27 protein-coding genes are annotated in these 23,102 nt (G+C 32.2%); 18 read left to right on the forward strand and 9 right to left on the reverse strand.

Annotated elements, in window-relative coordinates:
• The first annotated feature begins 139 nt into the window (after positions 1-139).
• Positions 140-331 carry a helix-turn-helix transcriptional regulator gene (locus ACKRLN_RS07745; protein ID WP_416335391.1) on the forward strand — a complete coding sequence of 64 codons (192 nt, stop codon included), beginning with the start codon at positions 140-142 and terminating at the stop codon, positions 329-331.
• Positions 332-345: 14 nt separating this feature from the next.
• Positions 346-768, forward strand: coding sequence for a histidine kinase (locus tag ACKRLN_RS07750; protein ID WP_416334780.1), 423 nt, complete (start codon positions 346-348; stop codon positions 766-768).
• Between the two features lie 170 nt (positions 769-938).
• On the opposite strand, the gene ACKRLN_RS07755 is transcribed toward ACKRLN_RS07750, so the two are convergent.
• Entirely contained in the window at positions 939-1,256 is a 318-nt protein-coding gene (locus ACKRLN_RS07755) for a hypothetical protein (protein ID WP_296143309.1), read from the reverse strand.
• Between the two features lies 1 nt (position 1,257).
• The gene (locus tag ACKRLN_RS07760) at positions 1,258-1,554 is read right to left on the reverse strand and encodes a DUF2089 family protein (RefSeq protein ID WP_238390468.1); all 297 of its coding nucleotides are present in this window, start codon (positions 1,552-1,554) and stop codon (positions 1,258-1,260) included.
• A 140-nt stretch (positions 1,555-1,694) separates the two neighbouring features.
• Between ACKRLN_RS07760 and ACKRLN_RS07765 the strand changes: the two genes are divergently transcribed.
• Together ACKRLN_RS07765 and ACKRLN_RS07770 are read left to right on the forward strand one after the other, a co-directional pair.
• Positions 1,695-2,456, forward strand: coding sequence for an AIM24 family protein (locus ACKRLN_RS07765; RefSeq protein WP_416334781.1), 762 nt, complete (start codon positions 1,695-1,697; stop codon positions 2,454-2,456).
• Between the two features lie 40 nt (positions 2,457-2,496).
• A complete protein-coding gene (locus ACKRLN_RS07770) occupies positions 2,497-2,706 on the forward strand; it encodes a hypothetical protein (protein ID WP_416334782.1) in 210 nt (69 codons plus the stop codon).
• Positions 2,707-2,745: 39 nt separating this feature from the next.
• On the opposite strand, the gene ACKRLN_RS07775 is transcribed toward ACKRLN_RS07770, so the two are convergent.
• The 3 genes from ACKRLN_RS07775 to ACKRLN_RS07785 are packed head-to-tail and all read right to left on the reverse strand — an operon-like array spanning position 2,746 to position 5,181.
• A complete protein-coding gene (locus ACKRLN_RS07775; RefSeq protein ID WP_416334783.1) occupies positions 2,746-3,201 on the reverse strand; it encodes a hypothetical protein in 456 nt (151 codons plus the stop codon).
• Positions 3,182-3,991, reverse strand: a complete 810-nt coding sequence (locus tag ACKRLN_RS07780; RefSeq protein ID WP_416334784.1) for a DUF3100 domain-containing protein — start codon at positions 3,989-3,991, stop codon at positions 3,182-3,184. Before ACKRLN_RS07780 ends, ACKRLN_RS07775 begins: the two co-directional genes overlap by 20 nt.
• Positions 3,992-4,002: 11 nt before the next feature.
• Positions 4,003-5,181, reverse strand: coding sequence for a M20 metallopeptidase family protein (locus ACKRLN_RS07785; RefSeq protein WP_416334785.1), 1,179 nt, complete (start codon positions 5,179-5,181; stop codon positions 4,003-4,005).
• A gap of 177 nt (positions 5,182-5,358) precedes the next feature.
• On the opposite strand from ACKRLN_RS07785, the gene ACKRLN_RS07790 reads away from it, so the two are divergent.
• The gene (locus ACKRLN_RS07790; RefSeq protein ID WP_203127122.1) at positions 5,359-5,616 is read left to right on the forward strand and encodes a glutaredoxin family protein; all 258 of its coding nucleotides are present in this window, start codon (positions 5,359-5,361) and stop codon (positions 5,614-5,616) included.
• Between the two features lie 409 nt (positions 5,617-6,025).
• Here ACKRLN_RS07790 and ACKRLN_RS07795 read toward each other — a convergent pair whose 3' ends face one another.
• Positions 6,026-6,571, reverse strand: a complete 546-nt coding sequence (locus tag ACKRLN_RS07795; protein ID WP_416334786.1) for a hypothetical protein — start codon at positions 6,569-6,571, stop codon at positions 6,026-6,028.
• Between the two features lie 85 nt (positions 6,572-6,656).
• A complete protein-coding gene (locus ACKRLN_RS07800; RefSeq protein ID WP_203127120.1) occupies positions 6,657-6,980 on the reverse strand; it encodes a hypothetical protein in 324 nt (107 codons plus the stop codon).
• A 519-nt stretch (positions 6,981-7,499) separates the two neighbouring features.
• On the opposite strand from ACKRLN_RS07800, the gene ACKRLN_RS07805 reads away from it, so the two are divergent.
• On the forward strand, positions 7,500-7,802 hold the full coding sequence (locus ACKRLN_RS07805) for a hypothetical protein (RefSeq protein ID WP_416334787.1): 303 nt from the start codon (positions 7,500-7,502) through the stop codon (positions 7,800-7,802).
• 145 nt (positions 7,803-7,947) lie between these two features.
• Entirely contained in the window at positions 7,948-8,241 is a 294-nt protein-coding gene (locus ACKRLN_RS07810; protein WP_416334788.1) for a hypothetical protein, read from the forward strand.
• 37 nt (positions 8,242-8,278) lie between these two features.
• On the opposite strand, the gene ACKRLN_RS07815 is transcribed toward ACKRLN_RS07810, so the two are convergent.
• Positions 8,279-8,563, reverse strand: a complete 285-nt coding sequence (locus ACKRLN_RS07815) for a YkvA family protein (protein WP_416334789.1) — start codon at positions 8,561-8,563, stop codon at positions 8,279-8,281.
• A 140-nt stretch (positions 8,564-8,703) separates the two neighbouring features.
• Between ACKRLN_RS07815 and ACKRLN_RS07820 the strand changes: the two genes are divergently transcribed.
• The 7 genes from ACKRLN_RS07820 to ACKRLN_RS07850 all read left to right on the forward strand — a co-directional run bounded on the left by ACKRLN_RS07820 (position 8,704) and on the right by ACKRLN_RS07850 (position 15,335).
• A complete protein-coding gene (locus ACKRLN_RS07820; protein WP_416334790.1) occupies positions 8,704-9,705 on the forward strand; it encodes a DUF4236 domain-containing protein in 1,002 nt (333 codons plus the stop codon).
• A 194-nt stretch (positions 9,706-9,899) separates the two neighbouring features.
• Positions 9,900-10,595 (forward strand): N-acetylmannosamine-6-phosphate 2-epimerase, encoded by a 696-nt coding sequence (locus ACKRLN_RS07825; protein ID WP_416334791.1) that lies wholly within the window; start codon positions 9,900-9,902, stop codon positions 10,593-10,595.
• A 35-nt stretch (positions 10,596-10,630) separates the two neighbouring features.
• Complete coding sequence (locus ACKRLN_RS07830; RefSeq protein ID WP_416334792.1) at positions 10,631-11,551, forward strand: dihydrodipicolinate synthase family protein; 921 nt, start codon at positions 10,631-10,633, stop codon at positions 11,549-11,551.
• Between the two features lie 12 nt (positions 11,552-11,563).
• A complete protein-coding gene (locus ACKRLN_RS07835; protein WP_416334793.1) occupies positions 11,564-13,078 on the forward strand; it encodes a sodium:solute symporter in 1,515 nt (504 codons plus the stop codon).
• Positions 13,079-13,087: 9 nt separating this feature from the next.
• On the forward strand, positions 13,088-13,537 hold the full coding sequence (locus tag ACKRLN_RS07840) for a YhcH/YjgK/YiaL family protein (protein WP_416334794.1): 450 nt from the start codon (positions 13,088-13,090) through the stop codon (positions 13,535-13,537).
• Positions 13,538-13,598: 61 nt separating this feature from the next.
• On the forward strand, positions 13,599-14,489 hold the full coding sequence (locus ACKRLN_RS07845; RefSeq protein WP_416334795.1) for an ROK family protein: 891 nt from the start codon (positions 13,599-13,601) through the stop codon (positions 14,487-14,489).
• A gap of 9 nt (positions 14,490-14,498) precedes the next feature.
• On the forward strand, positions 14,499-15,335 hold the full coding sequence (locus tag ACKRLN_RS07850) for a MurR/RpiR family transcriptional regulator (RefSeq protein ID WP_416334796.1): 837 nt from the start codon (positions 14,499-14,501) through the stop codon (positions 15,333-15,335).
• 42 nt (positions 15,336-15,377) lie between these two features.
• Here the strand turns inward: ACKRLN_RS07850 and ACKRLN_RS07855 are convergent, their stop codons facing one another.
• A complete protein-coding gene (locus tag ACKRLN_RS07855) occupies positions 15,378-16,535 on the reverse strand; it encodes a helix-turn-helix transcriptional regulator (protein ID WP_416334797.1) in 1,158 nt (385 codons plus the stop codon).
• Positions 16,536-16,887: 352 nt separating this feature from the next.
• Here ACKRLN_RS07855 and ACKRLN_RS07860 point away from each other — a divergent pair, with 352 nt between their 5' ends.
• The 4 genes from ACKRLN_RS07860 (at position 16,888) to ACKRLN_RS07875 (ending at position 22,940) form a co-directional block, all read left to right on the forward strand.
• Entirely contained in the window at positions 16,888-18,420 is a 1,533-nt protein-coding gene (locus tag ACKRLN_RS07860) for an alanine/glycine:cation symporter family protein (protein ID WP_416334798.1), read from the forward strand.
• A 42-nt stretch (positions 18,421-18,462) separates the two neighbouring features.
• Positions 18,463-19,398 (forward strand): carbamate kinase, encoded by a 936-nt coding sequence (gene arcC / locus ACKRLN_RS07865; RefSeq protein WP_416334799.1) that lies wholly within the window; start codon positions 18,463-18,465, stop codon positions 19,396-19,398.
• Positions 19,399-19,524: 126 nt separating this feature from the next.
• Entirely contained in the window at positions 19,525-20,529 is a 1,005-nt protein-coding gene (argF, locus tag ACKRLN_RS07870; RefSeq protein ID WP_416334800.1) for an ornithine carbamoyltransferase, read from the forward strand.
• 257 nt (positions 20,530-20,786) lie between these two features.
• Positions 20,787-22,940 (forward strand): KAP family P-loop NTPase fold protein, encoded by a 2,154-nt coding sequence (locus ACKRLN_RS07875; protein WP_416334801.1) that lies wholly within the window; start codon positions 20,787-20,789, stop codon positions 22,938-22,940.
• Positions 22,941-23,102: the final 162 nt, after the last annotated feature.

Here is a 23,102-nt window from a genome sequence, read left to right on the forward strand (position 1 = left end):
ACAAAGACTCCATATACGTTGGAGTCTTTTTTTGACAAGAGAAATATAAAATGGTACTATAAATGTAACAAATTTAGTACTATAAATGTAACCATAATGGAGCTAGTATTGCAAAAACAAGTTGAAGTAAAAATAGAAAATAGAAAATAGAATTGCCGAATTTAGAAAGGAAAAAGGCCTATCTCAACATAGCTTGGCCAAGGCTGTTGGTCTAAAAAGAAGATCGATTATGGCCTATGAAAATAAAACTATAAGCCCAACTTTAGAGACAGCTTACAAAATATGCAAAGTTTTGGATAAAGATATCAAGCAAGTATTTATTTTTGATTAAAAAGAGGAGTAAATATGGGACTTTTTTTCAATGACAAAAATAATATAGATAATAAAGTATTAGAAAATTTTGGAAAAAATGATGCTTACTTAGTTGCTATAAAGCACAATGGACCAATCAAAGGGCTGGTTAAACTCTTAGCTTCAACAAGCTACAATGTTTTTGATTCTAATAGAACATTTATAATAAATTTTACTAGCAAGGGTATATACGAAAAAGAAATTTCTAATTCCACTAAGGGAGACTTCAGCTTGCTACCAGCAAATGAAATAGAATCTTTAAATTTTGATACCAGGGATAACAAGGCTATCATAAACATAGTTCATCTTGGAAAAAAATTAAGCTATGAGATTCCATTTAATGGTAAAATTTTTTCTAATAATAAAATAAATTTTGAAAATATTAAATCTAACGATTGGTATATGATAATTGACTAATAAGATGCTGCTAAATTTATATACTTAAAGATAAATTCCCACTTATCCTTGTGATTTAAAGGTAAAGAATAATATTATAGGAACAAATTAGCAATAATAGAGTGCTTTTGCCAGTCTTATTATTGATATTAAAAAAGACGAACCCTAACTTCGAGGTTCGTCTTTTTTATTTATAAATCTTTTATATTCATTTTTTCTATTTGCTTATTAACACGATTTTTCTCGCGCACTCCAAAGTATATTGCTAATAATATAAATGTTGGGATATTTGCAATCAAAAAACCAAAGAATTGACCTAAAATACTACTATTATTACTTACTCCAATGCTATCGTATGTTAGTGAACCTAAAGATAATAATATAAAGCTTATACCAGGCAATATCAAACCAAAGAACTTACTATCAGTAGATGAAAGTTTAACTTGAACAAATATAACTCCTATAAAAACTAACAAAGTTATCAATAAGTAAAAATTAGTATTTCGCATACTAGACTCCTTTCCTTTTCCTATATTCATTTATTAGAATCTTCGCTGTATCAAAATCAATTTTGTCATTTACAGCAAGTTTTTTAACCAGACCCACATATGGATCTTGGGCATTATCTTCATTAATCTCAATCTTTTGGATAAGTTTATCCAATCTAAGCCTTACAGTAGGGTAAGTAACCTCATACTGCTTTGCTATTTCTTTTAAAGAACCCGATGCAAGTAAAAAGTTTTTAATAAAATTTATATCTTCATCATCTAAATTACTCATCCAGTCAGGAATTACATCTATAGCCATATATCTCTCCTTTAATTATATTCAATATACACTTGAATAATATTAAAATCAAATATTAAGTAAAATGCATTTTTGTTTAAAGTTAAGTTATATACAAAATTAACAAATTTTTGGTACAATAAAAGCAAAAGGAGGCAGATGTGTTTAAGATTAATAATTTTATAGATAATGATGACATAATGATTACTGACCAACAGGGAGCTTTTAGGATAGCAGAATACAAAAGAGACTTATCAGTTACTAAAGAAACTGCCCAAAAAGAATATTTTGCCGCCCAAATGGGGGTTAGGCTTAAACAATTAGTTTGTGACTTATCAGTAAATCCAGTTACCCTCCAACAAGGAGCTATGCAATGGATGGTTGGTGATGTAAATGCTGGTACAGGTATCAAGGGTGTGGGAGATTTTTTTAGCAAAAGTATAAGATCATCTGTAACCAACGAATCAGCCATAAAGCCAGAATACCACGGCTCAGGTATGGTAGTTTTAGAACCAACTTATAAATACATAATTTTACTAGATGTTGATAATTGGGATGGTGGCCTAGTTTTAGAAGACGGATATTTTCTAGCTTGCGAATCATCCCTAGACCACAAAACAGTAGCCAGATCTTCAATTTCATCTGCAGTTGCTGGTGGAGAAGGATTGTTTAACTTAGGTTTATTTGGTAATGGAGTGGTGGCTTTGGAATCACCAGTCGCAAGAAATGAGCTAATTGAGGTTGAACTTGATAATGATGAGCTAAGGATAGACGGATCTTTTGCAATAGCTTGGTCTTCTTCACTTAAATTTACTGTTGAGCGAACAACAAGGTCATTAATAGGATCCGCTGCCAGTGGTGAAGGTTTTGTAAATGTATACAGGGGATCTGGAAAAGTTTTGATGGCACCGGTAGACCTATAAAATTTATTTGAGTATCTATATTGTAGCAAAGGATTATGATATGGATTTTAAAATAAAAGATATATGTAATAAAAATGGCCAGCTAGCCATAGATCATTGGGGCGCATTAAAAAGTGAGCCTTTGGACGCAGATTTATCAAGTGTAGAAAATTTTAAAGAATTTCTAATTGACCAATACGGCTGGGATGAGAAAACTGCAGAAGAATTAAAGTGGTTTTCTGATTTTTCTAGAACATTTGAAAGTGAATAAAGTAAAAAAAATCGCTAAGGATAAAACTTAGCGATTTTTTTAGTTGAAAATACCCATAAAGAAGTCACCTAGTAGGGCTGAGATTAAAAATGTTCCTATGATTACAAAAATAGAAACTATCACTCCCTTTATCCCAACTGACTTAAATGCTCCCCAGTCTTTACCGATTATAACTCCGGCGTAGGCTAGGATTGGTGTAATAATTGCGTTGATATTTAGACTATCGACACTTGTTACAACAAAATCAGATATTGGTGAGATTGGGCTTGAAATAAGGATTGCAATAATTGAAATCCAAAGTACTGCCGAAACTTTTTTAAGTGGTACTACATAGGATAAGAAATATCCTCCTAGGGTAATAGCTGACAAAACTAAGATGCCTGGCAGAGAATTGCCCAGACTTTCATAGCCAATCATATTTGCAACAGTACAAGCAATTATTGTAAAAAATAGGGCTATTAATATGGATGGAAAATCAGTTTTGAACTTTTGCATTTTTTCCTCCTCTTAGCTTATCAAATCTCTTGTATAAAAATTCTGTAAGCGGCAATCCCAAAAATATACCAAGTGGTAGAGCAATTACACTGGAAATTAGGTTTGAAAGTCCAGCAAAGGCTGTCATTTCTGCCTCATATTGCGGATAGTTTGCAATCAGTGCAGAAAGTCCTGCTGTCATCATAGAAGCAGACCCTGCTCCAGTTCCCATGGCTGCTGCCTGTGGGCTAACTATTCCTAGAGAAATTGTAATTGATGTAATGATACTTAAAATTATAGGCCCTAAAATTGTTCCTATAATATAAACTGCCATTACTCCCCTAAATTCTGGAGATTGAGCCCCATAATTATCTTGGATAAGACCTACGTTTGATTCCCTACTTAGGGCGTGGCACATACCGATAGATTCTCTTTTTAGGCCAAGAAGCATGGCAATTGGAAGAGAAATAAGAATTGTACCCAAGTTACCAAAGTTTTGTAAAACAAGGGCAAGGCCAGCTTCTTTGATAGCTTCAAGTTGTGATCCACTAGCTACTCCTAGTTTTGCAATTAAAATTGCAAGCATGATACTCATCATAGAGTTTGCAGCTGGAGCTTCTTTTTCTGTTAAAGTTTTAATTGGTGACATATAAACGGCAAATGATAGAACCATTGCCCAAATCAGGGGAGAAAATACTATTGTTATTCCTCCGACATTTAAGTTTTTTGGACCGATTAGGATGCTTATTATAGCCAAAATCAGGACTGTAATATGCATGCCTAGGTCATCTTTTATTTTAAATTTGTGCATAAAATCTCTTCCTATTTTAATATTTCAAAGGCAGATGCAATAAATGTAGCAACCCCCTTGTAGAATAGGGACTCATCTAGGTTAAATTTGGAGTTGTGGTTTGGATAGCAAACGCCATCTGAGTGCTCTCCTAGGTTTGATAAAAACATAAAGCAGCCAGGAACTTCTTGTTGGTAAAAGGCCATGTCTTCTCCACCCATAACTGGTTTTCTAAGGTCAAATACATCTTCTGGAAGTATGTCGCTTACAATATTTTTAATTTGACCGGTAAACTCTGGGTCATTGTTAAGTACTGGGTAAAATCTTTCGTAATTTACATCAGCAGATCCGCCGTAAGTTTTTGCAATGCCTTCTGAGATTTCAATAACTCTTTTTTCTACAATATCCCTTACATCTTCGCTAAGAGATCTCGCTGTTCCCATCATTTCTACCTTGTCTGGAATGATATTTTGGGTAAAACCACCGTTTATTTTACAAACAGAAACTAGGGCAGAATCTACTGGAGCTATTTCTCTTGAAATAATTTTTTGAAGTCCCATTAGGATTTCCCCAGAAATTACAATTGGATCGATAGCAAGATGTGGGCTTGCTCCATGTCCGCCTTTACCATTTACTTCTATAGTAAACTTATCCATAGCAGCCATCATTTCATTTTCCTTAAAGGCAATAGATCCGCGTGGAATTTCTGCCAAATGTCCTCCGTGCATACCGATTATGAAATCAACTTTTGGATTTTCTAAAACTCCTTCATCAATCATTGGTTTTGCACCACCTGGGATTTCTTCTCCTGGTTGGAAGATAAATTTTACAGATCCTTTTAATTTATCCTTGTTTTCATTTAAAATTTTTGCAGCAGTTAAGGCTATTGCTGTGTGAGAATCATGACCACATGCGTGCATCTTGCCTGGGTGGGTAGATGCAAACTCAAGTCCTGTTTCTTCAGCAACTGGCAAAGCATCCATGTCAGCTCTAATTGCAAGACATTTGCCAGCTTCACTTCCTTCTATTAGGGCAGAAAGACCATTGCCATTTACATATTCCTTGTATTCGATGCCAAAATCATCTAATTTTGATTTTACATAGGCAACAGTTTTTGGTAATTCTAATTCCAATTCAGGAATTTTATGTAACTCACGTCTCATTTCTATACAAAGGTCTTCATTAGCCCTTGCAAGTTCTATGTAATCCATAATAACCTCCATAAATAAAATTATATTTAAATTATAGTTTTTGAAAATATATTGTCAAATATTTTAATTAAGCGAAAACATTAAAAAAATAGGAAAACGATGTTTAGAATAAAAATTCCTGGGTATTATATTAATAAGAAAATATATTTTCAACTAGAAAGATAGGAGGATAGTCCAATGGAAAGAGAACACGATTTTGAACTTTACTTTAAGCCAGATTGTCCATTCTGCTTGAAGGTGTTAGACTTTTTTAGAGATAATGACATCATCAAGTTTCCATCCTATAATATAGAAGATGTAACCTGCGGCGAGGAAAATGCTCGTAAATTAGAAGAAGTCGGAGGTAAGGTACAAGTACCATGTCTAGTTGTAGATGGAAAAGCAATGTACGAATCTGACGATATAATTGAATACGCAAAAGAAAATCTTCTTTAATAAAAATATTAGATATTGAGATAAATATAAAAAGCATTTCGCTTTGAAACTCTGAAAGAAAAAGTGAGTACCACACTCCAGTTTCAAAATTTGCTTATAATAAGAGTAATTAAAGAAATTTGCTTTTAAATTAAACACTGAACCCAAGTTTTTAAGACTATTGGATAAGGAAGTTTTTGAAATCGCAAACACGCGTAACAGACCAGACGATTTTAAAATAACCATTAGAAAATAGTTTTATCGTAAACTTGGGTTTTTTATTTACCTGATTCTAAGGGTATATTGATAGTTTCAAAAAAAGCAGGATTTTATGAGCTGAACCCCTCCATCCGTATTCCGGATTTTGGGGTTCAGCTCATTTTACCCTCTTATATTTTTATCATATATTAAAATTATTGTTGTTTATAAATCAATTCCAACAATTTTTCTTTACTTCACCTACTCCAGTAACAGATAATGCTATTTGAGTCGCAGCTCCAATTATAATATCTATTTTATCTGAATTTGAGATTCCAACACCTTGTAAATAGGATTTTAAATTACGATCTTTGATAGCTAAAGCTATTAAGTAAGCGGCATCTTTTAAACTGCCCAATGTTTCTGCTATTGCAGTTAATTTACCTACTGCGTATCCACCAGCAGCTATTAAGCCTATTTTTCCTAAAGCTTTTGTTACAGCCCAAACACAACTTCCATTAATAGTGATTGATCTAGTACTTACAGATGAGCTATCATTTGCTTTATCTTCGATTTGACCAACATCTATACCATTATTTCTATAAACTAATGCCATCTCGCTTTGATTATCTACTAAGTTTTTATCATATATTTCTTTTTCTGATAAAATTACTCTGTAAACGTAATCAGATAAATCATCCATACTTAAATTTTCTATCTGAGAATATTCATTTGTACATTTTTCAATTTCATCTATAGCTTTAGCTTGTGAGATCAATGGATTTGAAAACTAGAATATAAATCCAATTAATAATATACTAGATGCTATTTTAAGTAACTTGTCTTTCAATATTGATAAAGAATTATTCACCTTGACTTCCAATTAAATTATTAATAATATTGTATGCTTCGATATGGCTTAGATTTTTTAAATCATTCAGATACTCTATTGCTTCTAATTTATTTCCATCATTAATGAGTTTAATTATTTTTGCTATATCTTCATCTGTTAAATTTAATTTTTTCAAGGTTTTGTAATCGACATCGCCACTCATTTCTGATATTAATTTACTTAAATTATCTACTTTTTTTGATAATATATTATATTTATCTCTCAAATAAACACCTTGTGCAATAAATATAATTATTAATATAGCATCAGCTATTGCTCTAATTTTATTATCCATAACCTTCCTTTGTTATTGTTTAATTAACACCTTTCAATCAAGATGTACCCAAAAAGATATGTTTTAAATACTAAATTTAATTAATTTTAATAGATTATTTAAACAATAGTTATTTTATATGTATATTTTAACAGACTAAATAGGGTATACTCTACTTAGTCAAAAAAGATCAAAAGAATAAAATGTAAACATTTTTTATTTATCAAATTTATATGTAATACTATTTTTGATAGTTTAATATTTTATAAATACATATTATTAATTTTTATTGAATTCAATATTTTATAACTATATAATATTAAATATGTAAAGAAAGTTGTAATATTAAAAGAGAATTTATGAGGAAAAAATGTGGGCAGCTGATTCAAGAACAATAATTGCAGAAATAGTAAATATAAATGATGCTCATCCTAATAACGGGTATATAGAAGCATGGTAAGAAAAATATTTACATTATTAATTGGAGTAATATTTCTTTTTGTAAACTTTTTTGTAAATTACATACCAATGAATAATATTGTGATAATAACGTTAATGATCTTAGCATGGATTCCTATTTTACTTTTAAATAATGGATTTAGGCCTGAACTTAATTTAAAGAAAAAAGTTTTACTAAGTGTAGCATCATTTGTAATAGAAGCCTTGATCTTTTTAGTTTCATCTTTTATTTTTGAATCTGGATTGATTTTTAATTTAGATAAGGCATCTTTGTGGGAATATAATAAACTTATTGGTCTATATGCCATTACAGGAATATTTTTGATAGAAGAGTTGATTAAATATTTATATATAAAAAATCACATCTTAAAGCAGGCCACATAGCCTGATTTAAGTTTTTTATAGTTGCTATAACCATAATAGAAAGAATTATTAGCAAAAACTATAAAAACAAAAGAAAAATGCTTTGAAATAATCAAAGTAACTAAGGATAGTGAGCAAAATAGTAAAATCAAAAGGAGGGAAAGAATTGAAAGAAGTAAAAGTAAATAAGAAAAGCATGACATTTTTAAATGGGCTAGGATATCTTTACATACCTACACTTATATTTTTAATATCAGGATATATGATGAGAGATTATGATCTGGTATTTATAAGCTCGTTTTTTACAGTAGTTACCCTAGCTTATTTTTCCTCTTATTATATAGTAAATAAAAGCTTTGATAAGATTAAGGGAGAAAGATTTATAGGCCTTGTAATTCCTTTAATGTTTGCTATATCAGTAGTCCTAGCTATAATTTTAAATATACTAGTAAGTCTTTAAAATGAAAATAACCCAAGCCTCAGGCTTGGGTTATTTTTTAGTCCATTACTTCATAATTTACATCATCGATAATTTCATTTTTTTCCTTATCCATTACATAGTCAGGGATCATTTTGTTTGCGATGGCAAATAATATTGTCATTACAAGGGCATCATCAAACCATCCTAAAAATGGAATGGCATCTACTACAACATCTGCAGGCATGAATGCATAGGCAATTGCAACTGCTACTGCAATTTTTGCTGGGATTGGTGTATTTTTATTTTTTAAAGCATTAAAAAAAGCTGGAATTGATGTTCTAATTTTATTAAATTTTGTCATTTAAACCCCTTTCTTAAAATAGGTTTTAATAAAATTTATTTACACTTATATTATACTTGATAATATTAAAAGTCAAGTTAAATATTGTAAGATTTAATAAAAAATATTATCTTTGGTATAATATTTTTAAGGAGAATATTATGGGATTTAGATTTAGAAAAAGTATAAATCTTGGCAAGGGATTTAGGATAAATATGAGTAAGTCTGGGCCAGGATTTTCTTGGGGAGGCAAGGGATTTCGTATAACCCGCACTGCCAATGGAAATATCAGAGGATCAGCTTATATACCGGGAACTGGGATTGGCTACCAAAAAGATTTTGGCAATCCTCATAAAAAAATTACAGGCAAAAAAAATACAAATACAGCTGGTAGAAGCAAAACACAAAGTGCAAACACAAAAACTTTTGATAATGATTTGACTAATATTCGCTCAAATGATATGAAAGATGTCCTAGTTGCAAGTAATAAAAATCGCACCAACACTTATATTGCCATTGGATTGATTGCAATCGGCATACTTCTTGCAATTATCAATCCGTTTTTTGTAATAATTTCTATTCTAGGAGTGATTTTTTGGATATATAACAAAAACAATCAGACTATTAGGCTTGATTATGAGATGAGCGAGGATGCAAAAAAAGAATTAGAAGTTACAAATAACTTGCTAGAAGGCATCATGGAGTCAGATCAAGTATGGCTTGTAAATGAAGCAGAAGATTTGCCAGAGACAAGCGGGGCCGATATGAAAATTATTTCCCGAGAAAATATTTCCTATTTTAAGGGCAATGATGAGATAGAAACAAATGCTGAAACCTTCACTCTGGATGCTGGGCAAATAAAATTAATTTTCTTGCCAGATTCAGTATTTATCAAAAAGGGTTCAAAAATGTCTGCCCTATCCTTTAATGAGATGGAAATAGACTTAGGAAAAATGACATTTTTAGAAGATCAAAATCTTCCAGCAGATGCGACAGTTCTGGGCAAATCATATGAACATGCCAATAAAGACGGCAGTCCTGATAAGCGTTATAAGGAAAATCCTCAAATAAATCTTGTAGAATACGGATACCTATCCCTTAAAAAAACACCAGGATTTGATATTTTTATAGTGTTTTCAGATACAGTTTTAGATGGGGAATAAATTTAAACAGTAGCTTTGCTACTGTTTTTTATTTCTGTTTTTAGTAAAATTTTGAATATACTTTCAAAAAATTGAGGGAAAACAGGAAAATGTTATCATAAGAAAGTAGGCGTTGAAATTAATTTCTGATTTATGATTATATATTGAAAATAAATTCAATTTAGGATATAGTTTTCATGAATTAGGAGGGCAAAATGATCGATAATAAGATTGAAGCTTTAAAGGGAAAGTTAATAGTCTCTTGCCAAGCTTTGCCAGATGAACCATTGCATTCTTCATTTATAATGGGTCGCATGGCAAAAGCTGCAAAGCAAGGCGGGGCAAGTGGTATCAGAGCAAATACTGCAGCGGACATAAAAGAAATTCAAAAAGAAGTGGATTTACCTATTATAGGAATTGTAAAAAAAGATTATGACGATTCTAAGGTGTACATAACTCCAACTATGGATGAAATCGATGAGCTAGCAGCAACTGGAGTAGAAATCATAGCCCTAGATGCCACAAGTGACTTAAGACCAAATGGGAAGAGTATCGATGATTTTTATAATGAAATCAAAGAAAAATATCCAAATCAACTGCTAATGGCAGATTGCTCGACAGTAGAAGAAGCACTCCATGCAGATGAACTAGGTTTTGATTTTATTGGCACAACTTTAGTTGGCTACACTGACCAATCAAAAGGGGATAAGATTGAGGCAAATGACTTTGAAATTTTAAGAAAAATAATTGAAAAGGCAAATGGAAAAGTCATAGCTGAGGGCAATATAAATACTCCAGAAAAGGCAAAAAGAGTTATAGAACTTGGTGCTCATAGTGTAGTAGTAGGATCAATAATCACCAGACCACAAGTGATTACCAAAAACTTTGTTGAAAAACTTTCAGAAAACTAAAAAATAAAAATTTTAAACAGGAGGAAAACGTAATTATGAGAAATTTAGACAAATACAAAGGTGTTATCCCAGCATTTTATGCTTGCTATGATGATGAGGGAAACATCAGCCCAGAAAGAGTTAGAGACTTAATCAAATACTTTATAGAAAAAGGTGTAAAGGGTGTTTATGTAAACGGCTCTTCTGGAGAGTGCATCTACCAAAGTGTTGAAGATAAAAAAATCGTTTTAGAAAATGTTATGAAAGAAGCAAAAGGCAAATTAACGGTAATTGCCCATGTTGCTTGTAATAATACTAAAGATTCTATGGAACTTGCAGCCCATGCAGAAAGCCTGGGAGTAGATGCTATTGCAGCTATACCTCCAATTTATTTTAGACTTCCAGAATACGCTATTGCAGAATATTGGAATGATATTTCATCTGCAGCACCAAATACAGATTTTGTAATTTATAATATCCCACAACTTGCAGGAGTTGCCCTAACACCAAGTTTATTTGCAGAGATGAGAAAAAATCCTAATGTAATCGGTGTAAAAAATTCATCAATGCCAGTCCAAGACATTCAAATCTTTAAACAAGATGCGGGAGAAGATTACATAATCTTCAACGGCCCAGATGAACAATTTATCTCAGGAAGATTAATCGGAGCTGAAGCCGGTATAGGTGGAACTTATGGGGCAATGCCAGAATTATTCTTAAAAATGAATGAACACTTTGAAAATGGAAATTTAGAGCAAGCTCGCAGTATCCAATACGATATAAATGCAATAATTTATAAAATGGTTTCAGGTCATGGCAATATGTATGCAGTTATAAAAGCAATTTTAAGAGAAAATGAAGATCTAGATATAGGCTCTGTTAGAAAACCATTAGCTGAATTAAATGATGAAGATGAAAAAATTGTAAAAGAAGCAGCATCTATGATAAGAGATGCAAAAGAAAAATATATTGGCTAAGTAGGAGAAAATATGCAGGGTTTTACAACAATTGACTTAATAATACTTATAGTTTATCTAGGAGCAGTACTTTTTGCAGGACTTCACTTTTCAAAAAAGAAAATGGAGGGCAAGGAATACTTTAGGGGTGACGGATCTATTCCTTGGTGGGTAACATCAGTATCTATTTTTGCTACCCTACTAAGTCCTATATCCTTTTTATCACTTGCAGGAAACTCCTATGCAGGCACATGGATAATGTGGTTTGCTCAATTGGGGATGCTAATTGCTATACCATTTACTATAAAATTCTTTTTGCCAATTTATGCAAAATTAGATATAGATACAGCATACCAATATCTAGAAATAAGATATAAATCTAAGGGCCTTAGAGTCCTTGGGGCAATCATGTTTATCATCTATCAAATTGGTAGGATGTCTATCATTATGTATCTGCCATGTATGGTTTTATCTAGCCTTATGGGCATAAATGTAGATATTCTTATAATTATTATGGGAGTAATAGCAATTATTTATTCCTATTCAGGTGGACTTAAATCTGTTTTATGGACAGACTTTATCCAAGGATCTGTTTTACTAATTGGGGTTACTTTTGGTTTAATCTACCTAATTAGCAATATCAATGGTGGCATGGGCGCTATAAGCCACGAACTATTTACAAATAATAAATTTTTAGCAGTAGACCAACCAATGTTTGATGCAAATATCCTAAGAGACAGTGTATTTTTATTAATTGTAGGAGCTGGTATAAATACAATAGGTTCTTATGTATCAAGTCAAGATATTGTACAAAGATTTACAACAACAAATGATTCAAAACAATTAAGAAAAATGATGATTGGTAATGGATGTTTATCAATATTTATAGCTACTGTGTTTTACCTAATAGGTACAGGACTATATGTTTTCTACCAAGTCCAAGGCAATCCACTACCACCAAATGCTCAACAAGACCAAATTTTTGCATCATGGATTGCATATGAGCTTCCAGTAGGAGTTACAGGTTTATTACTTGCAGCTATTTATGCAGCAGCCCAATCAACCCTATCAACAGGACTTAACTCAGTTGCATCAAGCTGGGCCCTTGATATCCAATCAACACTAAATAAAAAAGAAATGTCATTTGAAAGACAAACTAAAATCGGCCAAAGAGTTTCTTTATTAGTTGGTGTTTTTGCCATAGTTGTTTCAATCATCTTAGCTCATGGAGAAGTAAAATCAGCTTACGAATGGTTTAACGGATTTATGGGATTGGTATTAGGAATCCTAGTTGGTATCTTTATCCTAGGTGCCTTTACAAAAGTAGCTAATAAATTTGGAGCAACCCTTGCCTTTATAGTAGCTTCTTTAGTAATGGTTTATATAAAATATTTTGTAGATCCAGCCAAAGTTTCTTTCTGGTCTTACTCAATTATTTCTATAGCTGTGTCATTAGTAGTTGGAGTAATTGGATCTATAATTTATAATAAGGTAAAGGGTATAAAAGATGTACCAGCAGTAAACTCAACAGTTTATAATCAACAATAGGAGAATAATATGATATTTGGAAATATTACTAATGTAGAAGAATACGCTTACTTAGAAGATAAAATCAAAGCTTGCTTTGACTACTACAAAGAAAATGATATGGAAAACATGGAAGCAGGCATCCACAAAATCAATGGTGATGACTTTTTTGTAAATATAGTAGAATATGACACAACAACAGTAGAAAATAGATTTTGGGAAGCTCACAAAGAATACCTAGACCTTCACCTAATGCTTTTAGGAGAAGAAAGAATTGACCTAAACTTCTTAAAAGATATGGACTTAGGTGACTATGATGAGCAAAAAGACTTTCAAGCAGCAGAGGGCGAGAGAAATTCTTCAGTAGATTTAAAGGTGGGAGATTTTCTAGTTTGCTATCCAAATGATGTGCATATGACAGCCTTACAAATCAATGACCCAGTTTATACAAAAAAAGCGATATTTAAAATCAAAATATAATTAAACAAAGGCATGAGACAATAGATCTTATGCCTTTTTAAAACTATAAATAGGAGAAAATATGAAAAAGTATATAAGCATAGACATAGGCGGGACCTTTATAAAATATGGCCTTATAAATGAAAATGGGGAAATCTTAGAAAAACACGAACTTGTTACAGAAGCTAATAAAGGTGGTAAACAAATCTTAGAAAAGACCTTAAAAATTGTGGGAGATTATAAAAATAATCATCAAGTAGAAGGAGTTGCCATATCCACAGCAGGTATGGTGGATACAAAAAATGGATCTATCCGCTATGCCTCAGAACTTATCCCAGGCTATACAGGAATTAATTTTAAAGACCCTATAAAAGAAAAATATGATTTGCCATGCTATGTAGAAAACGATGTAAACTGTGCAGGCCTTGCCGAATATAAATCAGGTGCTGGAAAAGATAGTGAAGTTGCCCTAATCCTTACAATTGGAACAGGCATAGGCGGTTGTGCAATAATAAATGGAGAAGTTTACCATGGAGTTTCTGGATCTGCTATGGAAATTGGATATATGAATATGCAAAATAGCACTTTTGAGACCCTAGCTTCTGCAAAAACCTTAGTAGAAAAAGTTGCTGACTTAAAAGATGAAAACGTAGAAGATTGGGATGGCAAAAAAGTATTTGACCTAGCAAAAAACGGAGATGAAATCTGCATAAAAGCCATTGATGAAATGTGCGAAGTCCTAGCAATAGGAATATCAAATATGGTTTATGTACTAAACCCAGATACAGTTATCCTAGGTGGCGGCATTATGGCTCAAGAGGAATATTTGTATGAAAAAATCGATAAAAATCTAGAAAAATATTTGGAAAAACCACTTTATGATGCAGTGAGCCTTAAATTTGCAAGCCAGCAAAATGCAGCAGGTATGCTAGGAGCCTTTTATAATTTTAAAAATAAAACAGCTAGAGGCTAAGGAGCTTTTATGCCCTATTATGTAAAATCAGTAATTGAAACAATAGAATCAAACTACGAAAACTTCACACCCACAGAAAAAAACATAGCAGATTTTTTCATCCATAATGATAAAAAGGGAGATTTTTCTGCAAAAAAATTAGCAGATAAGCTTTTTGTATCAGAAGCCTCCCTATCAAGATTTGCCCAAAAATGCGGATTTAGAGGTTATAGAGAGTTTATATATGAATATAGTCAAAATTTTATAGAAAGAAAGGACGAGATCACAGACAAGGTCAGCCAAGTCCTAAAAACCTACCAAGAACTATTAAACAAAACTTACTCACTCATAGATGAAAGTCAGATCCAAAGGGTAATAAAATACATGAATACTGCCCAAAAAGTTTTTGTTTGTGGCAAGGGGTCATCAGGCCTTGCTGCAAATGAGATGGAAATGCGTTTTATGAGGATAGGGGTAAATATTGACTCCATAACTGACACAGACCATATGAAAATGAGGGCGGTTTTTCACAATGAAAATAATCTGGTAATTTGCCTAAGCATCAGTGGAGAGACCAAGGAAGTTTTGTATTTTCTAAAAGAAGCCCACGAAAAAAACGCCAAAACAGTTTTAATAACTTCTCAAAATAGAGAAGAAATTAAAGAATATTGTGACGAATTGATTTTGGTTCCTTCCCTAAAACATTTAAACTACGGTAATGTTATCAGTCCCCAATTTCCCTTATCTATAATGGTAGATCTCTTGTATACATTTTTTGTAAATGAAGATAAAAATATCAAGAAAAAAATGCATGATGATACCATAAAGGCCTTAGGGAATGAAAAATTAAAAGAAAATAACCTTTAAAAAATCATTCCTTTTTTAGGAATGATTTTTGTTTTGGTAAATTTATACATTTACCAATTGGTAATTTATTTTTTTTCTAAAATCGTTTGGATTTATTTTGTAAATTTTCTTAAAATTTCTGTAAAAGGTCTTGGTTGTATTAAAGCCAACCTTATAGGCTATTACTGAAACCAAATCATCTGTTTGTAACAAAAGTCTTGCAGCATTTATAACCATCATGTAGTTGATGTACTCATCAAAAGACTTGTCCACATAAAATTTTAGTGACTTATTTAGACTGTTTGGAGTAATGTCAAATTTATCGCAAATTTGATCTATATCTAAGTCTGTATAATAATTTTTGACCAAGAAACCTATGATTTCAGCCATTTGATTGTAGTCTATGACTTGGTCACTATTTTCTATTGTATGATAGGAATTTTTATAATCTTTTGAATTAAGCCCTGTTTTGGCCTTAAAAAATTTTAGAAGATGGGAGGCATCTTTAAATCCTAAAATGACTGAAAGTTCTTCCAAGCTTTTCTCAGAAAAATTTAGATAGCCCATTAGTTTTGTAAGCTTCATCAATGATGTAAGGCTAGTAAAAGTTAGGCCAATTTCTTCCTTGATGTACTTTGAAATGTTTGACTCGGATAGGTAGAAGATATGGGCTAGTCTTGATAGAGTCAATTTTTCGTCCAAATGGGCCCATATATAGTGGAAAATTTCTATTTTGTTATACTTTTGGAGTTTTTTTTTACCCTGGCCTGTTGATTTTTCAAAGATGAGAGAAAGTTCCATCAGCTTTATGCATATCATTTGATTGGCATAGGCCTTGCCGTTTTTAAATGCGTGAAGCTCTTGGTTGAGGGTTTTTATTATAGTTTCTACAGTTTTTTTATCATCCTCATTTAAAAGCACATAGGCATTTTCTGATATAGAATTTGCAATTTGCATGGCTGAGCCAAACATTTCGTTGGTCTTTTTTAAGAAAATGTTTATAAGCTCTATATCAAAAACAATCACATCAAGCTCGATAGGCTCTCTTACTTCCATAATTTGAGTGTAGTACCAAGGTAATATTCCAACAAGCATGCCCTCTTTTAGGGTGTAGTCTTCGCCTTGGATATTAAAAACTGCCTCTCCTTTTCGTAGATACCAAAATCTGGCGTTGGTATGAAGGAGGGGATCTGTGGCAAGGGAGCAAATCTCATTGCCCATGTCTATTAAAACTGATTGGTTAAAATCCGCTTGAAAATATGTTGATTCATCTTGGATATTTGTCTGATTTTTAATACTAATCCCTCCTTTTTACATATAGTACTTTATACTATTATATCACATTTTGTTAGATTAAAGCATAAAAATATTGGGTCAAAGTCTGTAAAATACTCATCAGTGCCATATTTATAAATTTTAATTAGTGCCATTTTATGAAAACATTTGCCTTAAATTTACAATTTTTTTGGCAGAATATGTCCCATATCTATTTTTCATTATGATATACTTTTATCAAGATGATGGTTTGTAAATATTTATAAGTCATATCGAACTTATAAAAAAGGAGAAAATTATGTTAGATACTATATCACGCTTTACTGATTGGTTGTGGAGCTGGCCTCTATTAGTATTATTAATGGGCGGCGGATTGCTTCTTTCTATCAGAACAGGATTTTTCCAAGTGCGCCATTTTGGCTACATAATGAGCCAAACTTTTGGAAAAATGTTTTCCAAAGAAAATCAAGGTGATGGAACAGTTTCTGCTTTCCAAGCTATGACAACAGCACTTGCTTCATCAATAGGGGCTGCAAATATTGTAGTAGCACCTACAATTATTTTCATTGCAGGACCTGGAGCAATATTCTGGATGTGGATTGCTGCAATCATTGGTCAAGCAACAAAATTCTCTGAAGTAGCACTTTCTATCAAATATAGAGAGCTAAACGCAGAGGGAGAACACGTTGGTGGATGTTCATACATGCTAAAAAATGGTCTTAAAGGCAATCTTGGTAAAGTCCTAGGTTCCCTTGCAGCATTTTTCTTTATGATAGAAATCCTTCCATCAATCACACTTCAAACTTTATCAGCTGTTAACCCAATCCAAAGTGTATTTAAACCACTTGCAGTAGATGAACTAGTTGCTAAAAGAATCGCTATTATTGGTATTTTTATTCTAGTATCTATAGTTGTATTTGGTGGGGTAAAACAAATTGGTAAGGTAACTGAAAAACTAGTTCCAATCATGGCAGCATTTTATATTATATGTGGACTATTGATTATAATTATGCACATTGGCGAAGTACCAGCAGCATTTGGCCACATTATCCAAGGTGCATTTGATCCTAAGGCTGTTATGGGTGGTGTAACTGGTATTGCACTTTCAAAAGTAATTTCTCAAGGGGTAGCTCGTGGGGTTTACTCAAACGAGGCTGGTATGGGTTCTGCAGGTTATGGACACGCTGCAGCTACAACAGATCACCCTGCTAGACAAGGTCTTTGGGGAGTATTTGAAGTATTTGCTGATACTATCATAGTTTGTACAATCTCATCACTTGTAGTAATCCTTACAGGCACATGGCAACCAGGTATGAGTGAAGCTGACATGGCTGCAGTTAGATCAATTGCTGTAGAAAGATCATTTAATACATTATTTGGCCAATGGGGGTCAATAATTATCTCAATCTGCTTATTCCTATTTGTACTTTCAACAATCATAGTAATCGTATTTTACTGTGAAAAACAAGCTGAGTATTTATTTGGAACAAAAGTGGGTAAAATTATGAGGGTAGTTGCATCACTTATGATTCTTTTAGCATTATTCGTATCATTTGATAATGCTGGAGTATTCCTTGACTTTACACTAGGACTTGTAGTAATACCAAACTTGATTGGTCTGATAATGATGAGTGGCGAAGTAAAAGAAATCGCTGATGACTTCTTTAAATCAGACAAATACTACAGACTAGATACTGGCAAAGTAAAAGCAACAACTACAACTAGACCAGTAGAAGAAAAAGTCACAACAACTACAACAACAAAAACCAAAGAAGTTTCAGAAGGTGAAACTTTAACATTTGAATCAGACGATGATTCATTAAACAAATAGTATAAATTATTTACAAACCATTATTAACTTTCAGGAGGATACATGAAATCAATCGTAGTAGCCCTAGGTGGAAATGCCCTAGGCAATAGCCCAAAAGAACAATTAGAAGCTGTAAAAGGTTCATCAAAATCAATTGCAGACATCATTGAAACATATGATAAAGTAGCAGTAGTTCACGGAAATGGACCACAAGTAGGAGTAATCAATCTTGCATTATCCTTAGCAGCAAAAGAAGACTCAACAATCCCAGAATTCCCATTAGTGGAATGTGTGGCAATGAGCCAAGGCTATATAGGATACCACCTACAACAAGCTATCGAAAATGAATTAGCAACTCGAAATATAGACAAAAAAGTAGCAACAGTAGTAACACAAGTTGAAGTAGATCCAAAAGACCCAGCATTTGAAAATCCAACAAAACCAATAGGTAACTTCTACACAGAAGAAGAAGCAGATGCAATTAGCAAAAAAGATGGATACACATTTAAAGAAGATGCAGGTCGTGGATTTAGAAGAGTAGTTCCAAGCCCAAAACCACAAAGAGTAGTAGAACTATCAACAGTGACAAACCACCTAGACAATGATGGTGTAGTAATCACAGGTGGTGGTGGCGGAATCCCAGTTCTAAATGAAAATGGCGAACTAAAAGGGGTAGATGCAGTAATCGATAAAGACTTTGTAGCAAGCAGAATCTCATCAGATATCGGTGCAGATACACTATTAATACTAACAGCCGTAGATTCAGTATACATTAACTTTGGTAAAGAAAACCAAGAAGAACTTCGCGAAATCACAGTAAGTGAAATCAAAAAACACATCGAAGACAATCAATTCCATGCTGGATCAATGCTACCAAAAGTAGAAGCATGCATCAAATTTATCGAAGAAAATCCAAACGGAACAGCAATCATCACATCTCTTGAAAAAGCAGCATATGCTCTATCAGGAGAAGTAGGAACAAAAATCATAAACGGCTAAGCCACCCGTGATTAAAAGCAAAATAGATGGGTAACAAAATAAAGGTAACACGCTTATAAAATGCAAAATAAAGCATTTTGTAATATATATTAAGTAATATTTTAGAAAGTATAAAGGAGATTTAAAATGGGAGTTAACTTAAGAGGACGTAATTTAATGGCAATCAAAGACTTCACAGAAGATGAAGTACTTTACCTAATCCAACTATCAGAACAATTCAAAAGATTAAAACTTGCAGGAACACCACACAAATACCTAGAAGGCAAAAACATCGCACTATTATTCGAAAAAACATCAACAAGAACAAGATGTTCATTCGAAGTAGCAGGATATGACCTAGGAATGGGAGTAACATACTTAGATCCAGGTTCAAGCCAAATGGGTAAAAAAGAATCAATCGCAGATACAGCAAAAGTATTAGGTAGATTCTATGATGGTATCGAATACAGAGGATTTGACCAAGACCTAGTAGAAGAACTAGGAGAAAACGCTGGAGTACCAGTATGGAATGGTCTTACAGACAAATGGCACCCAACACAAATGATCGCTGATATGCTAACAATCAAAGAAAACTTTGGTAAACTTAGAGGCATCAACTTTGTATACATGGGTGACTGCAGAAACAACATGGCAAACTCATTAGCAGTAACATGTGCTAAACTAGGTGTAAACTTCACAGGATGTGGTCCAAAAGACCTATGGCCAGAACAAGACGTACAAGACCTAGCACGTGAACTATCTGAAGTACACGGATCAAAAGTACACTTTACAGAAGATGTAAAAGAAGCTACAACAGATGCACACGTAATCTACACAGACATTTGGGTATCAATGGGAGAACCAGAAGAAGTTTGGGCAGAAAGAATTGAACAACTTCACCCATACCAAGTAAACAAAGCAGCAATGGACAATGCTAGAGAAGATGCAATCTTCATGCACTGCCTACCATCATTCCACGACCTAAACACAACAATTGGTAAAGAAATCAATGACAAATTTGGTGACAAATACGAACTAAATGGTCAAGAAGTTTCTGAAGAAGTATTCTTATCACACCAATCAAAAGTATTTGACGAAGCAGAAAACAGAATGCATACAATCAAAGCAATCATGTATGCTACACTTAAATAATTAGTTTATAAATAAACCATTAAAAACCCCGGGAAGATTCCTGGGGTTTTGCTATATATAAGTGTAAGGAAAGTGTAAGGATTTATATACAGATTTGAATAGATAAAGAACAAAAATAAGTATAGTCAAAAAGATTAGTAAATATTATAACTGAACCAGCAATATAGTTATTTATAAATAGTAGGTATAATATTAAATTATTAATAGTATATTATCAATAACTTAATATTATGAAATATTGATTTGTACATAAATATATGGAGGATAGAAAATTGAACTTTAGCACAGACAAACCAATTGAATCTGACTATCAGGATTCTCTAGGAAGGTCAACATTTGCAAATTATCTTGCTAACTCTATTATGAATTACGATAGTAAAGACGGGTTGGTTATTGGCTTATATGGAAAATGGGGATCAGGAAAATCCTCGATTGCTAATATGGCAATTAGTAGAATTGAACAATCCTCTGCTAGCGATATAAATAAACCTATTATAATTAAGTTTTCACCTTGGAATTATTCTGATAAAAACAATCTCATAAGCTTATTTTTTAACGATTTAGAAGCCCAAATAAATAAAAAAGCAAATGATAGTTTAAAGAAGAAATTAGGTAAAGTACTAGTTAAATACAAAGACACACTAGATATCCTATCTCTAATTCCTACAATTGGTTCTAGTCTCTCACTTTTATTAAAATCTGGAGCTGAATATATGGAATCGGATTTGAATAAATTACCTAGCCTAGAGGAAACTAAAAGTGAACTGGAAGAAGCTTTAAGCCAATCATCTCAAAAGATTATTGTAGTAATTGATGATATTGATCGATTATCTAATAGCCAAATAAGAGATATATTCCAACTAGTTAAACAAGTAGGAGACTTTCCTAATATAATATATATACTATTAATGGATAAGGAAATAGTTTCTAGAGCACTTACAGAAGTTCATAATATTGATGGTAATTCTTATTTAGAAAAAATTATTCAAGTACCTTTTGAAATTCCAGAACTAGATAAAGTTAAGGTAGAAAATTTATTTATTGACAAGGTTAATGCTATCATAGATGATGCAGATATAACAATCAGTACAGCATACTGGGATCGTATATTTCAATATTGCATAAAGCCTTATATTAGTACACTTAGAGATATGAATAGGGTGATAAATATTTTTCAATTTAAGTACTACGCTCTAAAGGAAGAAACATGTGTAGTTGATTTACTAGCATTATCTACTATTGAGGTCTTAGAGCCAGATTTGTACAAGTGGATTAGGATTAACAAGAATAATCTAGTATATAACCAATCATCAAATTATATACTCAGTGTTAAAGAACAGCCTGATTTTGAAAAAATATATATAAATGAATTTATAGATTTAGAGCTTAATCCAGACACATCTATAAAAAGTGTGGCTTCATTATTCCAAACTTTTGATAAAGATTTAAATAAAAATTATTCAATATTTGAATCAGAATCAGAATTAAGACGACAAAAAAGACTTGCCCATCCAGAAAAATTTAATTTATACTTTAGTTTTGATTTAGATAGCGTAAAAGTTTCGAATGCAGAAATTGAGAACATCATAAATAAATATGATAAGGACTCATTGCAAGAAACTATAAAGAGCATTACCTCTTCAGGTAATATCAAATACTTGTTAGATGAATTGACTTCAATGGTAGAGCAAATATCTTATAACCGTCTTGAAATAATTACCAAATCAGTTATAGAGAATATGGGATACTTAGAAACAATTGATTCTCCTAGATCTGAAATTCGCTCAGCTGAAAGATTTGTATATAGCTCATTTGAAAGAATCAAAACAAACGATGAAAGATTTGATGTTTTAAAAACATCATTAAAAAATATGAATATAAAAGCTTTGGGATTCTTCTCTTTTATAATCAACAATCAAGGGTATGCTTTTGGAAGAATAGAACATAGTCCGCAAAATCCAGAAAATCAAATTATAAGTTCTGAACAATTAGACTTACTAGAAAGTGAGTATCTAGATAAAATTTATAATATCAATCCACCAGAAGCAATGTTTGAAATACTGGAATTTCCTTTCTTTTTAGGTGAATGGGAAATAATAGATAAAGAAGGACAATATAAGTTTTTATCGGCCTTGATGTCAGATGAACAATTCATGCTGCGATTTGTGTGCAATCTAGCTCATCGATGGTATGGAAATGGAGAAGGCGGATGGGAATTCTACAATGAAATATATAAAAAATTTGTATCAGATAATCAAATATATAACACTATTCAGGATTGGGGCAAAGAGGATCTAGATAAGTTTAATAAAGAAGAAAAAATTAAGCTAGCTACATTTGTGTTAAGCTATGAATCTGAGAATGATAACCTTATATCCGAATCCGAGTCAAAAAAATTTTGGATAAGTTGAATAGAGGAGTTTAGCCGCAATTGGCTAAATATTATAGTTTCTTTATATCTGTATCTTTTTATATTATAGACTAAAACCTAGATATAGTATTATAGTTTTAAATTTTCCCAAGATAGAGATACAGTCTGTAAGACATGTAGTATTTAAGATAGAGGAGCCTTT

Origin of the sequence: Anaerococcus sp. AH8042_DFU013_CI05 (assembly GCF_047936775.1) — a bacterium.
Lineage (GTDB): Bacteria > Bacillota > Clostridia > Tissierellales > Peptoniphilaceae > Anaerococcus.

Excerpts from the sequence above, each read along its gene's own strand:
- ACKRLN_RS07750 (WP_416334780.1), top strand. The coding sequence starts at position 346 with ATGGGACTTTTTTTCAATGACAAAAATAATATAGATAATAAAGTATTA.
- ACKRLN_RS07755 (WP_296143309.1), bottom strand. The coding sequence starts at position 1,256 with ATGCGAAATACTAATTTTTACTTATTGATAACTTTGTTAGTTTTTATA.
- ACKRLN_RS07760 (WP_238390468.1), bottom strand. The coding sequence starts at position 1,554 with ATGGCTATAGATGTAATTCCTGACTGGATGAGTAATTTAGATGATGAA.
- ACKRLN_RS07770 (WP_416334782.1), top strand. The coding sequence starts at position 2,497 with ATGGATTTTAAAATAAAAGATATATGTAATAAAAATGGCCAGCTAGCC.
- ACKRLN_RS07775 (WP_416334783.1), bottom strand. The coding sequence starts at position 3,201 with ATGCAAAAGTTCAAAACTGATTTTCCATCCATATTAATAGCCCTATTT.
- ACKRLN_RS07780 (WP_416334784.1), bottom strand. The coding sequence starts at position 3,991 with ATGCACAAATTTAAAATAAAAGATGACCTAGGCATGCATATTACAGTC.
- ACKRLN_RS07785 (WP_416334785.1), bottom strand. The coding sequence starts at position 5,181 with ATGGATTACATAGAACTTGCAAGGGCTAATGAAGACCTTTGTATAGAA.
- ACKRLN_RS07790 (WP_203127122.1), top strand. The coding sequence starts at position 5,359 with ATGGAAAGAGAACACGATTTTGAACTTTACTTTAAGCCAGATTGTCCA.
- ACKRLN_RS07800 (WP_203127120.1), bottom strand. The coding sequence starts at position 6,980 with ATGGATAATAAAATTAGAGCAATAGCTGATGCTATATTAATAATTATA.
- ACKRLN_RS07815 (WP_416334789.1), bottom strand. The coding sequence starts at position 8,563 with ATGACAAAATTTAATAAAATTAGAACATCAATTCCAGCTTTTTTTAAT.
- ACKRLN_RS07820 (WP_416334790.1), top strand. The coding sequence starts at position 8,704 with ATGGGATTTAGATTTAGAAAAAGTATAAATCTTGGCAAGGGATTTAGG.
- ACKRLN_RS07825 (WP_416334791.1), top strand. The coding sequence starts at position 9,900 with ATGATCGATAATAAGATTGAAGCTTTAAAGGGAAAGTTAATAGTCTCT.
- ACKRLN_RS07830 (WP_416334792.1), top strand. The coding sequence starts at position 10,631 with ATGAGAAATTTAGACAAATACAAAGGTGTTATCCCAGCATTTTATGCT.
- ACKRLN_RS07835 (WP_416334793.1), top strand. The coding sequence starts at position 11,564 with ATGCAGGGTTTTACAACAATTGACTTAATAATACTTATAGTTTATCTA.
- ACKRLN_RS07840 (WP_416334794.1), top strand. The coding sequence starts at position 13,088 with ATGATATTTGGAAATATTACTAATGTAGAAGAATACGCTTACTTAGAA.
- ACKRLN_RS07845 (WP_416334795.1), top strand. The coding sequence starts at position 13,599 with ATGAAAAAGTATATAAGCATAGACATAGGCGGGACCTTTATAAAATAT.
- ACKRLN_RS07850 (WP_416334796.1), top strand. The coding sequence starts at position 14,499 with ATGCCCTATTATGTAAAATCAGTAATTGAAACAATAGAATCAAACTAC.
- ACKRLN_RS07855 (WP_416334797.1), bottom strand. The coding sequence starts at position 16,535 with ATGGGCAATGAGATTTGCTCCCTTGCCACAGATCCCCTCCTTCATACC.
- ACKRLN_RS07860 (WP_416334798.1), top strand. The coding sequence starts at position 16,888 with ATGTTAGATACTATATCACGCTTTACTGATTGGTTGTGGAGCTGGCCT.
- arcC (WP_416334799.1), top strand. The coding sequence starts at position 18,463 with ATGAAATCAATCGTAGTAGCCCTAGGTGGAAATGCCCTAGGCAATAGC.
- argF (WP_416334800.1), top strand. The coding sequence starts at position 19,525 with ATGGGAGTTAACTTAAGAGGACGTAATTTAATGGCAATCAAAGACTTC.
- ACKRLN_RS07875 (WP_416334801.1), top strand. The coding sequence starts at position 20,787 with ATGGAGGATAGAAAATTGAACTTTAGCACAGACAAACCAATTGAATCT.